Source organism: Chryseobacterium sp. HR92, from assembly GCF_045689405.1.
Taxonomy (GTDB): Bacteria; Bacteroidota; Bacteroidia; order Flavobacteriales; family Weeksellaceae; genus Chryseobacterium; species Chryseobacterium viscerum_A.
Genome location: NZ_CP139139.1, coordinates 4,902,168 through 4,917,670, shown reverse-complemented (window position 1 = coordinate 4,917,670; position 15,503 = coordinate 4,902,168). Strand labels below are relative to the sequence as shown.

The window sequence follows — 15,503 nt, the reverse complement described above, 5'->3', positions numbered from 1 at the left end:
ATACAAACAACAAATATTTTATTATGAAAAAACTATTTATTCTATTTTTATCCATTTCTGGAATATGTCATGCACAAGTTTTTTCTGAAAACTTCAACGGTAATATTTTGCCAACCGGATGGACGGTAGAAAATCCGGATACGTCTTATAACTGGGGTGTGGGTACACAGAACGGTTTTGCGGGCTTTCCTGATGGGGCGGCTTTTTTTGATGATGATAATGCAGGACCAACCGGAATTAATACGAATGCCAGGCTGGTTTCTCCTGTGGTTAATCTTACGGGGGTTGCGAGCCCAAAACTTTCGTTTAATTATGCCAATATGATTTATAATCTGGATTCTACTTTAAAAGTTGAAGTTTTCAATGGCACTTCCTGGATTCAGGTTTTTACCTTTTCAGGCGAAGCCGGAGTTTGGAATATTGATTTAAATACCCTGTCATACGTATTAATCACGTATGCGACAGCATCCAATATAGATTTGACGCCATATGCCAACGCTGCTTTTAAGCTCAGGTTTGTTTATGATGACGTCGGAGATTACTCTTTCGGTGTTATCGTAGACAATGTGACGATAACAGGTGGGGTTTTGGCAACCTCAGAGGCTTTACATGCTGATCATATAAATGTATACCCAAACCCGGTAAGAGACAATATTCATATTAAACTGGGCTCTCAAAGTAAGCTTGAAAAAGTCAGCGTTGTTGATATATCAGGGAAACTTGTTAAAACGTTTGATAAGGAATCCGATGCATATGATTTATCAGATATACCTAAAGGGACTTATATTATCATGATCACAAATAATAATAAAGAAGTTCTGAAGAAGAAGATTATCAAGAAATAGTTAGAATCAAATAGTAAACTTAGCCATAAAAAAACCTTATAGAATATCCTATAAGGTTTTGTATATTTTCAAAAGAAATAATCTTATAAATTCGGTTTCCAGTCAACGACTGCTCTGATGAATGCCTCAGCGTTTTCAACAGGAACGTTTGGTAGAATTCCGTGGCCTAAGTTGGCGATATATCTGTCTTTTCCGAAACGGTTGATCATTTCATTCACCATCTTCTTAATCGTTTCAGGCGTTGAGTGAAGTCTTGCAGGATCAAAGTTCCCCTGTAGAGTCATTGTATGGTTTGTCAGTGTTCTTGCAAATTCCGGCTTAATAGTCCAATCTACACCAAGAGCAGAAGCTTTAGACATAGTCATATCTTCCAATGCAAACCAGCATCCTTTTCCAAATACCACCACATGAGTAAGCGGACTTAGTGCCTCAACAATCTGGTTGATATACTGCCATGAGAATTCCTGATAATCTGTAGGAGAAAGCATTCCTCCCCATGAATCAAAAACCTGTACTGCAGAAACTCCTTTTTCTACTTTTCTCTTTAAATAAGCAATCGTAGTATCTGTAATTTTTTGCAGTAATAAATGAGCAGCTTCAGGCTGTTGGAAACAAAAAGATTTTGCAATATCAAACGCCTTACTTCCTTTTCCTTCCACACAATAACAAAGGATAGTCCATGGAGAACCTGCAAAACCGATCAATGGAATGTCATTGTCCAGTTTCTGAAGAGTAAGTTCAATAGCATCAAAAACGTACCCTAAAGTATCATTCACGTCCGGAGTTTCAATATTCTGAACCTGTTCCATTGTTCTGATAGGAGTATCTAACCATGGTCCAACAGATTCTTTCATTTTGAAGTCAATCCCCATTGCCTGTGGAACTACCAGGATATCAGAAAACAGAATCGCTGCATCCAGAGGAAATCTGCGGATAGGCTGTAGAGTAATCTCAGCCGCAAGTTCAGGGGTCTGACATCTTGTAAAGAAATCATACTGATCTCTCAAGGCAATGAATTCCGGCAGATATCTTCCAGCCTGCCTCATCATCCAGACAGGAGGTCTTTCAACGGTTTCTCCGCGAAGTGCTTTTAAATATAGGTCGTTTTTTATCATAATCTATTTAAACTAATATTACCGTCAATATTTTGGTAACAAATATTCTAAATTCTACTTCTGATTTCTCTTCTTATCAGTTCAAAAATCGAAGTCAGTGTATTTTCTTCAGAAGTAAAAATTTCTTCCTGCGTATAATTTCTCAACTCACCGGAAGTAGTTTCGCCAATTGAAAATATCTTCATGCCTTCCAGAGAATTTCGCCTTGCAAAACTACGAACTCCGCTCGGACTAAAAAATACTGCAGCATGATATTTTTCATTTATTAAAGGATGAGTTTCCTCAGTGTTATATATCGTAACTTTTTTGTACTTAATATTTTGTAAGGGAAGTTCCTTATCCAGAACGTTGATGGCAAGGTTGCCGCAGAAATGAAGAAATTGCTCATGCTGGCATTTTCCGATAATGAATTGGGAAAGAGTATCAGCATTTTTCAAAACCTTAAATGTTCCGAAGCCGTGTTTTCTTAATTCTCTCTTCGTTTTTTCACCAACACAATAGATCTTATTGTAATTCCTGGCTGTAAAATCCTCATTAGGTTTAAATCTGTTTTTAAAAAATGAAATGACTCCATTTGCACTTGTAAAAATCAATGAGTAATTTTTCAGATCAAAAGGACTGATCATAATAGGTTTGGTCTTAATTACCTCAACACAGTCGGCCAAAATATCCTCTCCTAATTCTTTGGATATAATCGTCTGGTCTATATTTTTGGTAAATAAGATTTTCATGTCTGTAAAATTAAGAAGATGAAAAAGATGAGCTGAAAGAATTTATAATCTGAAATATCAGATCTGGCTTTTGATTTCTGCCATTAATTCTTTTCCTCCGTTTTCAAGAACAACTTTTGCAAACTTTTCTCCAAAATTTTCTGTCGGAGTATATACAAAGTTTTCATCCACAGCAATGCAGTTTTTTCCATCCAAAGAGCAAAGTGCTGCCTTGAAGCGGATCTGATCCCCGATGATTTCTGCAAAAGCTCCGATAGGGGCAGTGCAGCCTCCTTCCAAAGTACTTAAGAAGTTTCTTTCAATTTCTACACAGATTTGGGTTGGATTGTGGTTGATCTGACGTACAATCTCGTTGATTTCAGGTTTGTCAGTATGTCCTGCTACGGAAATTACTCCTTGTGATGGAGCAGAAATCATTAATGGAAGCATTTCGTAATCGATTTCCATTTTCATTCTTTTGATTCCGGCCAAAGATAGAATGGTCGCATCAAAATTCCCGTCTTCCAGTTTTTGAAGTCTGGTTTGAATATTTCCACGGATATCCGAAAAATCAGTAGTCGGATAATTTCTCAGCCAGAAAGCTCTTCTTCTTAAGCTGCTGGTAGCCAGTTTAAGCTCATGGAATTCTTTATTCCTTGCAGATTCTTTTCTGATCAGGATGTCCTGCGGGTAATCTCTTTCAAGATAAGCGATCATCTCAATGTTTTGAGGCAATTGAGTAGGAACGTCTTTTAAAGAATGTACAGCAATATCAATTTCGTCATTCAATAAGGCAATATCAAGGTCTCTTGTGAAAACCCCGGTGATTCCTAAAGAATATAAAGGTTGATTGAGATTCTTATCGCCAGAAGAAACGATAGGAACAATCTCCGTTAAATAATTGTTGTTTTGAAGGTGCCTTGCAACCTCTCTTGCCTGCCAAAGTGCAAGTGCGGAATTTCTCGTTCCGATTCTAATGCTTTTCATTGAATTCGTTGTTTGGTTGTTCAACTAATATTTCGTGCATTAATTTACTAATTTCTTCGGCTTTTAAAGGGTTATCGATGATATATTTTGCAAAACGGTTGGTGATTTTCTGGATCATTTTATCAGAAAGTTCCATGTCCGTGATGTTTATGTATTTATTTTTTTTATAAAAATTATGCATTTCATTGCGTTCCATGTTCTTTAAAACGGCTTTGAAATGGTGGATATTCGGTGCAAGCTTTCTCTTTTTCTCCCATTCAATAAAGTCTTTCATCAGTTCCTTGATGATTTTTTCAGCTTTCGGGATTTCTCTTTCACGCTGTTGAATCGTTTCCTGGATCTGTTTTGAAAGCTCATCTACATCAATCAATGTTACGTTCTCATTTTCGGTAACATTCTTTTCGACGTTATGCGGAATAGAAAGATCAATGACCAGTGTTTCTTTTCCGTTCGGGAAATGAGACTGGTTGACAATAGGATGTTTGGCTCCTGTTGCCACAATAAGAATATCGGTGTTTTTTAATTCCTTGTCAAAATCAGAATAATCAACATGAGGAATATTATATTTCTGGGAAATCTTTTCAGCTTTCTCCTGAGTTCTGTTGGCAATTTTAATTTTCGGCTGAAAGACGTGCTTTACAAGATTTTCAACAGTGTTCTGTCCAATCTCACCTACTCCCAAAAGAAGAATGTTCTTTTCGGCAATTCTTTTCTGGCTGTTTAAAATATAATGAACCGCTGCATAGGAAACAGAAGCTGCACCATTGGAGATGCCAGTTTCGTTTTTTATTCTTTTCGAGATTTGAATAGCTGCATTGATAGCTCTTTCAAGATAAGGATTAGAATTTTGTCTCTCTTTTTTGAAACGGCTGTATGCTTTTTTGATCTGTCCGATAATTTCAAAATCTCCGATAATCTGACTTTCAAGTCCCGCTGCAACTCTGAAAAGATGGATCAGAGCTTCTTCCTTGGTAAGAATATTGGCAAACTGAAGAAAATCCGTAAGATGTACTCCAATGGTTTTGCAATATTCTTCAGCAACTAAAAGGTAATTGGGAGAAGTAGTATAAATTTCGGTCCTGTTACAGGTGGAAACCACAAATGCATCTCCAAGATCTTCCTGGTGGACTCTGGAAACAAAGTTTTTGATGTTTTCATCAAAGAATGCAAACTTTCCTCTCGTTTCTACGTCGGCTTTCTCGTAACTTATAGAAAGCACGGCAAAATTTGACGTTCGATGAATGTTGGAATACTGTAACATAAGCAGTCGCAAATTTACGCTTTTTTTAATTAATCACTCTCAGATAGTGTATATGATAATTATCGTAAAAAACTATAAGGTAGTTAAAGATGAAGGGGCAGAGTGATAAAAAGTGAATTTACTTCTACTAGGGGAGTTTCTTAAGTTTTACTATTAATTATTTTTATTAATTGATTTTTTAAGAAGTAAATAAAAATTTTTAAATGTAAGGCTGGGCTGCTTAAAAGCCCGTTTGTCTCTTCTGTTTCTGCTTTTTCATCCTTCCGTGATTTCGCTTTTTCACCCTTTTAACAACCCATTAATTTTAGTTTAACTCAAAGTCTGTAAACATCTAAACTCAAAGTTAATAAAGAATTATAAATTTTAATAAAATTTTAACCAAATTAAGTTGGTGGGAAATTTCTTTAGTAGTCTTAAATTTATATCTTTGTAATCTTAAAATCAGAAGAAAAATATGAGTTTATTTGATATGTTTACGCAAGAAATTGCGATAGACCTGGGAACGGCTAATACCCTTATTATCCATAATAATAAAATTGTTATAGATCAACCGTCAATTGTTGCAATTGAACGTTCTACGGGTAAACCCATTGCTGTAGGGGAACAGGCTAAGCATATGCAAGGTAAAACTCACGAGGATATCAAGACTATCCGTCCTTTGAAAGACGGTGTTATTGCTGATTTCCATGCTTCTGAACACATGATCAAGGAATTTATCAAAAAAATTCCCGGAATCAAAGGTAAATTCATTCAACCGGCATTACGAATTGTAATCTGTATCCCTTCTGGTATCACTGAAGTTGAAAAAAGAGCTGTAAGAGACTCTGCTCAAAAAGTAAATGCAAAAGAAGTAAGATTGATCTATGAACCAATGGCAGCAGCAATTGGGGTAGGGATAGACGTACAGAAACCTGAAGGAAATATGATCATCGATATAGGTGGAGGTACTACAGAAATTGCTGTAGTGGCTTTAGGAGGTATCGTATGCGATAAATCTGTGAAAATTGCAGGAGATGTATTTACCAATGATATTGCTTATTACTTAAGAACTCACCATAACCTTTATATCGGAGAAAGAACTGCTGAAAGAATCAAAATTGAAGTAGGTTCTGCAGTAGAAGATCTTGATGTAGACATCGAGGATATCCCGGTACAAGGAAGAGACCTTATTACAGGTAAACCTAAAGAAATTATGGTTGGATACAAAGAGATTGCAAGAGCATTAGACAAATCGATCATCAGAATCGAGGATGCTGTAATGGAAACTCTTTCTCTTACACCACCGGAACTTGCAGCTGATATTTACAAAACAGGTATTTATCTTGCCGGAGGAGGAGCGTTATTAAGAGGTCTTGCGGACAGAATCCACAAAAAGACAGGTCTTCCTGTATTCGTTGCGGAAGATCCGTTGAGAGCTGTAGTTCGCGGAACAGGTATTGCCCTTAAGAATATGGATAAGTTCAATTTCTTAATTAAATAATTTTAACTTTTTACGACTTTATATCTGAATGGGATTTTTGCTGAGATTATTTTCGAAGAATACTCTTTTCGTCTTCTTTATATTTCTGCAAATTATTGCTCTGGTTTTGATATTCTCCAGAAATGCCATGCAGAAATCCTGGATAGCGGGGCAGACAGCTACGTTCAATTCCTGGGTTTCAGGATATATTGATGAAGGAGTTTCTTATCTGAAACTAAAACAGATCAACGAAGATCTTGTGGTTCAGAATAAAGCCCTTATGACTGAACTCTACGGAAAAGACGGATCAAAGAATCCTGTTTTCAAAAGAGTTCATGATACCATTGGTGGTGGGCAGATCTATACTTTTGTTGATGGAGAAATTGTTTTCAACAGTATCAACAGAAGGAACAACTATTTTACAATCAACCGCGGCCGTAGAGACGGAGTCTTTCCTCAGATGGGGGTAATGGCGCCAAGAGGTATTGCGGGTATTGTAATAAATTCTACAGACAGTTATGCATTAGTTCAGTCGGTCTTAAGTGTCAACAAGATCAGAATTAATGCAGCACTCAAAAATTCAGGATATTTCGGTACTTTAACGTGGAATGGTGATAACTCCAGAGTGATGCACCTTGCAGATATTCCAAAATATGTTGCATTAAAAGTAGGAGATACTGTTGTTACAGACGGTAAATCTGCAATCTTTCCTAAGGGAGTCACCATTGGTACTATTGCAGGATATTCCGTAGATAATAAAACCGGCTTCTGGGATATTTCCGTAGAGTTGAGTGAAAAAATGGGAGCGTTGAACAAAGTGTATGTAGTGAAGAATCTTAAGAAAGCAGAAGTGCAGAAGATTCAGGATACTATGCAGGCTGTAATAAAAAAAGAAAATGATTAGCAGGACTTTATTTACTGATATATTGATCATGATTTTTCTTGTGGCATTACAGATATTTGTATTGAACAGGATTACGCTTTTCGGGAAATATACTCCGGTATTATATCCCGTATTTGTCATGTTTTATCCTTTTTTCAGGAATAAATTTCAGTTCCTGGCATTGAGCTTTTTAATAGGATTGTCTATTGACGGTTTTCTGTATTCGTGGGGGATCAATGCATTTGCGACAACGTTGATTGCTTATTTCAGAACGCTGATTTTCAGAACTTCTACCGATACGTCTACGGACTTTTTCTCTTTTCAGTCCCTTCAATGGGCACAGTTTTTACTGTTTTTATTTTCTAGTATTTTTCTGCACCAGCTTTTGGTACAGTATATAGAATTCTTCAAGTTTAGCAGATTTTTCGAAATATTGTTTAATGTGTTGGTGACTAGTGTAATTTCATTTATATTTATAGTCATTTACGCATTAATATTTAAAATCAAACAAAAAGTTTGAACACACGTTATTTTAAAATTTTTTCCATCCTCGTTGTTATCGCCCTTATTTTTGTGGCGAGACTCGCCTATTTACAGTTGTTTACAGATCGTTATGCATTAAATGCTGCAAATACCTCCATCAAAACCGAATATGTTATTCCACAGCGTGGAGTCATTTTTGACAGGAATGGTAAAATTATGGTGGGAAACCAGCCTGCTTATGAAGTTTCTTTTACACAGGCCTTAATGCGACCGGATTTTGATACTCTTGGTTTTTGCAGTCTGATGAAGATCTCCAAGGCAGATTTTATCAAAAGAATTGATGTTATTAAAAAGGAAAAATATTATTCCAAACTAACTCCAATGACTTTCCTGAAGGATCTGAGCAGAGAAGACATAGCAAGAGTTCAGGAAATTATTTTTAAATACCCGGCCTTTAATATTGTACAAAGACCTCAGCGTCAATATGAAGTTTCTACTTCAGGTAACCTTCTGGGATATACCAGCGAAGTAAATGAACGTGAAATAAAAAAAGACTCTGCATACTATTTACCAGGAGATTTTATCGGAAAAACAGGGGTTGAGAAATCCTACGAGAAAGAACTTCGTGGAGTAAAAGGAGTGAAATACATCCAAAAAGATATCAGGCTCCGAAATATCGGTTCTTATAAAAACGGGTCTTTGGATAAAGATGTGATTACCGGTAAAGATATTACATTAACTATTGATTATGATCTTCAGAGAACAGCTGAAGAAATGCTTGTAAACAAACATGGTGCAATTGTAGCTTTAGATCCTAATAATGGGGAAGTACTAGTTGCGGCTACCGGACCGGATATTGATCCGAATCTTTTCACCGGACCCTACAAATCAAAAAATTTATATGCCCTGTCAAAAGATACGCTTTACGAAAATAAGCCCACTTTTGACCGTTCTTTACAGGCAGGATATCCTCCGGGGTCAACATTCAAGTTATTGACTGCTCTGGCGGCAATGCAAATGGGAGTAATGGATGAAAAGACTATTTTCCCTTGTGGTGGCGGTTTTTTCTATAAAGGGAAAAGAATTAAGGGGCATGGTGGAGCTGATCCGCTAATTCCTTCCATTCAGGTTTCCAGTAACTGTTTCTTTACCTATGCATTTATTGCTATTATCAAAAAATATCCAGGAAATCCTTCAAAAGGTGTTGATGAATGGAAAAAGATCATGAGCAGCTTTGGAGTGGGAGAATTTTTGAATAATGATTTTGCTGTGGGAGCAAAAGGAAGAATACCTTCAGGAGATTTCTACGAAAAAAGGTTTAAAGCTATCATGAAAGCAAGCGGTTCTCAACGAACTGATTTTAAAAACTGGGATGAAATGTCAACTGGTGCTATCTATAATGGGATGGGGCAGGGAGATGTTTTGGTAACTCCTATTCAGCTGGCCAACTATGTAGCAGCTATTGCTAACAAAGGATGGTATTATACGCCTCATATCGTAAAAGCAATTGACGGAAAGGCAAACCCGGATCCAAGATTTAAGGTTAAACACCAAACGCTGGTTGACCCAAAACATTTTGAGCCCGTTTTAAAAGGGATGGAAGCTGTAGTTTTGAGAGGAACGGCAAGAGGTTTGAAATCCAATGACTTTACACAATTAGCAAAAACAGGTACAGCACAGGTGCCGCAAGGAAAGGATAACTCTATCTTTGTATTGATTGCTCCTGCTGAAAAGCCGAAAATTGTTGTAGTAGCAGTAATGGAGCATGCAGGATTCGGGGCAACATGGGCTGGGCCGGCCTGTACGGTAATTGCTGAAAAATATATTACTGGTGATTTGAAAAGAGAAAATCTTTATAAAAAAATGATCACCTCGAGTTTCATGCCAGAGTATAAAAGGCAGTGGATTGCAGATTTGAAGCGCAAAGGGTTATACGTTGATCCTAAACCGGATTCAATCAAACAAAAAAGAATAAAGGATAGTCTGGAGCTGGTGAAACAGCAAAAAGCCAAACTACAGAAAAAAATAGAAGAGGAAACTAAAAAGAATAACACTGCTAAAAAAACTGTCAAGCAATGAAATGGACTGAAGGAATAGATAAATTAGGCCTTGGGCTGTATTTCCTGCTTTGTGTTTTTGCCATTGCAAATATTTACAGTGTTGACCAAAAACTAGGGGAAAAGCAATTGATCTTTTTCTGTATTTCGTTGTTCGTAGGACTTATTATATTTTTCAGCAGAAGTAAGTTCTTTGAAAATATGGCCGGGATTATTTACATTGGCGGAGTCTTGTTGCTTATAGGACTTTTTCCTTTTGGAAAAGAAATTCTGGGACAGAAAAACTGGTATAAATTTGGAAGTTTTACCATGCAGCCTGTAGAATTTGCGAAGATAGGAACTGCGCTGATGCTTGCCAACTATGTTTCCGGACCCGATTTTAACCTTAAAAACCGGAAGTCATTATGGACTACCTTAGCCATTATTGGTGTACCGGCGGTTGTTGTTCTTGCTATTCCGGATGTAGGTTCCATGCTTGTATTTATTGCATTTTTCATTGCTTTATACAGAGAAGGACTGAGTGGTCTTTTGTTTGGAATAGGATTCCTTTTTGCCGGAGTATTTCTGATTTCATTAGCAGTTCCTCCTGTTTATGTTGCAGTGGCTGTTCTGGTAATTGCCGGTATTCTGATAGCGATGAATTATCATAGAATGTCCTGGGATGTAATTTCTATTTCAGGGATTTCAGGATCTATTCTTTTACTGTGCGGACTGGCTTTTGCATCTCCAACTATTTTAGAAAAACTTCCTAAACACCAGCGAGAAAGAATTGATGTTCTTTATAAAGGTGAAAAGGCATTTAGAGATACTTCAGGATACAACTTGTTATATTCCAAAACAGCTATCGGATCCGGTGGGCTTTGGGGTAAAGGATACCGTGAAGGATCAGTTACCCAGGGAAAATTTGTACCCGAGCAGGAAACGGATTATATCTTTTGTACAGTAGGAGAAGAATGGGGCTTTTTAGGAAGTGCAATTCTTATCTTATGCTACATGATTTATATCGGAAGAATATATTATCTCGCAGAAAGGCAGAAATCTACTTTTAACCGCGTCTTCGGATATTGTTTTGCCTCAATTCTGCTAATGCACTTTTCAATCAATTTAGGGATGGTTATGGGACTTTTTCCTACAGTTGGGATTCCTCTTCCGTATTTTAGTTATGGAGGAAGTTCTTTGCTGGCATTCTCTATGATGACTTTTATTTTCTTTAAACTTAATTATTCTGATAAAAACAGTTTGGTGTAGAATACGGAATTTAGAAGCTGGTTGATGGAGGGTTACAATTTTTCTGCTTGAATTCGTTTCAAAATAAATCAGCGGAATCTGCAAAATCAGTGAGAGAAAAATAACACTCATCAACACAATTTTTTATGAAACAGTCATATTTCTCCGACGAAAATTTCGAGAACAAAGATTTCACACAGCATTCTTTAGAAAAAGGAGAGTACGAAAACTGTACTTTCCGGAACTGTAATTTTGAGTATGCAAACCTTTCGGGATTCAGCTTTACAGACTGTGAATGGATAGAATGTAACCTCAGCATGGCAAAGCTTGTGAGGACGGCTTTTCATAATGTGATTTTCAAAGAATGTAAAATGTTTGGTCTTCAGTTTACTGATTGTAATGCATTCGGATTATCTTTTGCATTTGAAGGATGTGCTTTGAATAATTCAGTTTTCTACCAGACATCCATTAAGAAAACGGTTTTCAAAAATTCCAGATTGATTGAAGCAGATTTCACAGAATGCGATGCATCAAATGCTATCTTTAATAATTGTGATTTTTCAGGCGCTGTTTTCGATGCTGCAAACCTTGAAAAGGCAGATTTCAGGACTTCGGTTAACTATTCAATAGATCCGGCTTTAAACAGGCTTAAAAAGGCCAAATTTTCGCTTTCTGAAATATATGGACTCTTGTATAAGCTGGATATTGAAATTGATAAGAATAGCTGATGTCTTTGGCCGTATAACGATTGCTTATAAAAGATATAAATATTGATTCAGTAGGAGTGGGTTGTAGCCGATTTTATTTTTAATACATATTCCTTTGACTTTAGCCGAAACTTAGCCTCACTTCAAACATATAAAAAAGCCATCACAATTCTGATGGCTTCATTATTTAAATCAATTATTTATAAAATTAAAAATTTGCTGGTGTAGCGGGAGTAGTTGCTGCTAAGTTATTGTAAGCGTCTCCTTCTTCGTTGATTACTCTCTTTGCGAATCTGAACTTAGGTCCCCAATAAGAATCATTCAGTGAAGAAATCATTACTCCTTTTGATGTTGCTGCGTGGATAAACTTAATCTCACCCTCTTCAGAAACACTTTCTACAATACCTACGTGAGAAATTCTTCTTCCGTGAGAAAAGAAAATCAAATCTCCTTTCTGTAGTTCTCCTTTTTCAATTCTTTCCCCTTCCTGAGCCTGAGATGCTGCTACTCTAGGTAAGCTAAGGCCTGCTGCTGCTCCGAATACAGAAAGAACAAAAGCTGAACAATCTATACCGTTTCTTGTAGTTCCTCCGTATCTGTAAGGAGTCCCAAGGTATGTTTCAGCTTCTTCAAGGATACCGTCAATGGTTTTATTATGTTTGATTGCTTTTGCAATCTCAGAATTCTTAACTGCTTTTTTAGCACTAGCGATAGATGCTGCTTTTTCAGCAAGGAAAGAGTCGATAAGTTTCTGCTTATCCTGCTCTATTCTTTTGTTATCTATAGAAGCTAGTTTGGCATCTGTTTTGTATTCTTTTGTGTAAGTTGCTGGTTTTGAAACCACATAATTTGTAGCGCACGATTGCAATGAAACTGTAGTAACTAAAGCAACTAAATAAAACAAAACTCTTTTCTTCATATATATTTGATTATCCGTGTTAAAAAGGAATATTTATTTTCAAAAGCAATACAAAAGTAGAGATTCCGAATAAAAGACCCCTGATATGATAATTGTCAGGATCTTATTTTAACACATTTTAACATATAATTTGCATATGTTAAAGAAAAATAAACCGCAACGGCCTATTTTTGGTAAGTGTGCGGTTTTTTTTATTAAGATTCTTTAACAAACTAAATCGATTTTCTTCTATATATCAGGTTTTGTAATTTAAAACTCTCATTTTCAAGACTGTTAATAAAACAAAAAAATTCCCCGGAAAACCGAGGAATTTAAACTAATATGGAACTTTACAGGACGTTATTTTGTAAACAACATTTCTCTGTATTTTGTCATTGGCCAAAGCTCATCGTCTACCATCATTTCCAATGCATCAGAAGCCTCTCTGATAGGATCGAATAATGGTTTTACTTTGTTACAATAGCTTTCTGCCTGTTTTTGGCTGTCTGAAATACCTTTTGCTGCTTCTCTTGCTTTAAGAAGATCTTCAACACCAAGTTTAATTTTAGAAACATTTTCAGAAATGCTTGTAATTAAACTCATCTGTTCTTTAGCTAGCGATTTGAATTCTTTGTCACCAAAGATTTCTTTAAGGCCTTTTACGTTTTCAATTAATCTGTTCTGATAATTTAATGCAGAAGGAATGATGTGGTTTCTTGCGATATCACCCAGCACTCTTGCTTCAATATCAATAACAGTAGAGTACTTCTCTAATTTAATTTCATTTCTTGCCTCTACTTCTCTATGGTTGAAAATTCCCATCTCTTCATATAGGTCTAAGAATTTTTTATCCATTTCCTGCTTTAAAGCTTCCGGAGTTGTTTTAAGGTTGTTCAATCCTCTTTTTTTAGCTTCTTTAGCCCAGTCATCAGAATATCCGTCTCCTTCAAACATAATGTTTTTACACTGCTTGATGTATTCTCTCAATACATTAAAGATAGCTTCATCTTTCTTAAGACCAGTTTCAATTAAAGCATCAACTTCTTTCTTGAAATCATTAAGCTGTTTTGCTGCAATAGTGTTCATTACAGTCATAGACTCTGCGCAGTTTGCAGAAGAACCTACCGCTCTGATTTCAAATTTATTTCCTGTAAATGCAAATGGAGAAGTTCTGTTTCTATCAGTATTATCTAATAAAATTTCAGGAATTTTTCCAACTACATTTAATTTTAATTCTGTTTTCTCTTCCGGAGATAATTTTCCGTTCGTTACTTTTTCAAGTTCTTCCAATACGCTGAACAGCTGAGTTCCGATGAATACGGAAATAATTGCCGGTGGAGCTTCATTGGCGCCAAGTCTGTGGTCATTGCTTGCAGAAGCAATACTTGCTCTTAAAAGATCTGCATATTCGTGAACCGCCTTAATGGTGTTAACAAAGAATGTTAAGAACTGTAAGTTTTTCTTTGGATTTTTTCCCGGGCTTAAAAGGTTTTCTCCAGTATCTGTAGCTAAAGACCAGTTGTTGTGCTTTCCGCTTCCGTTTACTCCAGCGAATGGCTTTTCGTGGAAAAGAATGTGGAAGTGGTGTTTGTGAGCTACTCTTGCCATAATATCCATCAACAATGAGTTGTGGTCTACAGCAACGTTTACTTCTTCAAACATTGGTGCAAGCTCGAACTGATTTGGTGCAACCTCGTTGTGTCTTGTTGTTGCAGGAATTCCCAATTTCATACACTCGATTTCCAGCTCTTTCATGAAGTTCATTACTCTTGTAGGAATAGAACCGAAATAGTGGTCATCCAATTGCTGTCCTTTTGCCGGTGAATGTCCAAGTAATGTCTTGCCTGTTAACACAAGGTCCGGACGAGATTGATATAATGCTGAATCTACAAGGAAATATTCCTGCTCCCAACCCAGAGTAGGAGTTACCTTCGTTACGTTTTTGTCAAAATACTGCATTACATTAGTTGCAGCTTCATCTACAGCGTTTAAAGCTCTTAAAAGAGGAGCTTTGTAATCTAATGTTTCTCCTGTATAAGAGATGAAGATGGAAGGAATACATAATGTAGTTCCCATAATGAATGCCGGAGATGTAGGATCCCAAGCTGTATATCCTCTTGCTTCAAAAGTATTTCTGATACCTCCGTTAGGGAAAGACGATGCATCAGGCTCCTGCTGAATAAGCATGTTTCCACTGAATCTCTCGATAGCTCTACCTCCTTCAATTGGAGTGAAGAATGAGTCGTGCTTTTCTGCAGTAGTACCCGTCAAAGGCTGAAACCAGTGAGTGTAGTGTGTTACACCTTTGCTCATTGCCCAGTCTTTCATTGCTACAGCTACCTGGTCTGCAATGTGCCTCTGGATTTTAGTTCCTTTTTTAATAGCATCCATAATAGAACCGAATGCTTCTTTCGTTAAATATTCTCTCATTGTTTCTTCTGAGAAAACATTTTTACAGAATAGCTCTGATAATTTCGCAGGGATTTCAACAGAGTTGTCTTTTCTGAAATCCTTAAATGGAAGGGTTTCTAATGCTTTGAATCTTAAGGTTGACATAATTGGGTTGATTTTTTACAGGGCAAATTTACAAAAAAAATGAATTGAAAATATTTTAACCCTAAAAATTTTAGGGGTGTTTTCAAAATTTATATAATTTAAACGATTGTTTGGGTGTTTTTGTTGGGGTTCACTGTTGATTTGTGGTTAAAAGTTAACATTCACAGGCTTGAAAAACCAGAGATATTAACTTTAGCCGTGCAAAAAGAAAATATACAATCCGATGGTGTATGGAATTGTATAGCATTAAAATTACAATTATTTTAAACTAATTCTTGATTTTTTTTTCTGAAATAAATGAAAAGATGAAAGAGA

The 15,503-nt window shown here is 36.4% G+C and carries 13 protein-coding genes; 7 read left to right on the top strand and 6 right to left on the bottom strand.

Translation table 11 applies throughout. From position 1 onward, the window contains the following. Positions 1–23 precede the first annotated feature (23 nt). Positions 24–845, top strand: coding sequence for a T9SS type A sorting domain-containing protein (locus tag SFA27_RS22230; protein WP_407294982.1), 822 nt, complete (start codon positions 24–26; stop codon positions 843–845). An 83-nt stretch (positions 846–928) separates the two neighbouring features. Here the strand turns inward: SFA27_RS22230 and hemE are convergent, their stop codons facing one another. Genes hemE through hemA form a run of 4 tightly spaced genes read right to left on the bottom strand, consistent with a single transcriptional unit; the run spans position 929 to position 4,918 of the window. Continuing rightward, the gene (gene hemE, locus SFA27_RS22225; protein ID WP_047376227.1) at positions 929–1,960 is read right to left on the bottom strand and encodes a uroporphyrinogen decarboxylase; all 1,032 of its coding nucleotides are present in this window, start codon (positions 1,958–1,960) and stop codon (positions 929–931) included. Positions 1,961–2,007: 47 nt separating this feature from the next. Continuing rightward, positions 2,008–2,691 (bottom strand): uroporphyrinogen-III synthase, encoded by a 684-nt coding sequence (locus SFA27_RS22220; RefSeq protein ID WP_407294978.1) that lies wholly within the window; start codon positions 2,689–2,691, stop codon positions 2,008–2,010. Positions 2,692–2,748: 57 nt separating this feature from the next. Continuing rightward, positions 2,749–3,657 carry a hydroxymethylbilane synthase gene (gene hemC / locus SFA27_RS22215; RefSeq protein ID WP_047376231.1) on the bottom strand — a complete coding sequence of 303 codons (909 nt, stop codon included), beginning with the start codon at positions 3,655–3,657 and terminating at the stop codon, positions 2,749–2,751. Continuing rightward, complete coding sequence (hemA, locus tag SFA27_RS22210) at positions 3,644–4,918, bottom strand: glutamyl-tRNA reductase (protein WP_047376233.1); 1,275 nt, start codon at positions 4,916–4,918, stop codon at positions 3,644–3,646. The genes hemC and hemA overlap by 14 nt, the downstream gene beginning before the upstream one ends. A 454-nt stretch (positions 4,919–5,372) precedes the next feature. Between hemA and SFA27_RS22205 the strand changes: the two genes are divergently transcribed. From SFA27_RS22205 to SFA27_RS22180, 6 genes are all read left to right on the top strand, one after another. After that, the gene (locus SFA27_RS22205; protein WP_045491741.1) at positions 5,373–6,398 is read left to right on the top strand and encodes a rod shape-determining protein; all 1,026 of its coding nucleotides are present in this window, start codon (positions 5,373–5,375) and stop codon (positions 6,396–6,398) included. A 28-nt stretch (positions 6,399–6,426) separates the two neighbouring features. Then, positions 6,427–7,281, top strand: a complete 855-nt coding sequence (mreC, locus tag SFA27_RS22200; protein ID WP_407294974.1) for a rod shape-determining protein MreC — start codon at positions 6,427–6,429, stop codon at positions 7,279–7,281. Then, complete coding sequence (locus tag SFA27_RS22195; protein WP_002982456.1) at positions 7,274–7,780, top strand: hypothetical protein; 507 nt, start codon at positions 7,274–7,276, stop codon at positions 7,778–7,780. Before mreC ends, SFA27_RS22195 begins: the two co-directional genes overlap by 8 nt. After that, positions 7,777–9,822 carry a penicillin-binding protein 2 gene (locus SFA27_RS22190; RefSeq protein WP_047376241.1) on the top strand — a complete coding sequence of 682 codons (2,046 nt, stop codon included), beginning with the start codon at positions 7,777–7,779 and terminating at the stop codon, positions 9,820–9,822. Before SFA27_RS22195 ends, SFA27_RS22190 begins: the two co-directional genes overlap by 4 nt. After that, a complete protein-coding gene (rodA, locus tag SFA27_RS22185; RefSeq protein ID WP_047376243.1) occupies positions 9,819–11,048 on the top strand; it encodes a rod shape-determining protein RodA in 1,230 nt (409 codons plus the stop codon). The genes SFA27_RS22190 and rodA overlap by 4 nt, the downstream gene beginning before the upstream one ends. 125 nt (positions 11,049–11,173) lie before the next feature. After that, positions 11,174–11,755 carry a pentapeptide repeat-containing protein gene (locus tag SFA27_RS22180; RefSeq protein ID WP_047376244.1) on the top strand — a complete coding sequence of 194 codons (582 nt, stop codon included), beginning with the start codon at positions 11,174–11,176 and terminating at the stop codon, positions 11,753–11,755. Between the two features lie 187 nt (positions 11,756–11,942). Here SFA27_RS22180 and SFA27_RS22175 read toward each other — a convergent pair whose 3' ends face one another. Continuing rightward, on the bottom strand, positions 11,943–12,653 hold the full coding sequence (locus SFA27_RS22175) for a C40 family peptidase (protein ID WP_047376246.1): 711 nt from the start codon (positions 12,651–12,653) through the stop codon (positions 11,943–11,945). A gap of 339 nt (positions 12,654–12,992) precedes the next feature. After that, positions 12,993–15,188 (bottom strand): glutamine synthetase III, encoded by a 2,196-nt coding sequence (locus tag SFA27_RS22170; protein WP_047376247.1) that lies wholly within the window; start codon positions 15,186–15,188, stop codon positions 12,993–12,995. Positions 15,189–15,503 lie beyond the last annotated feature (315 nt).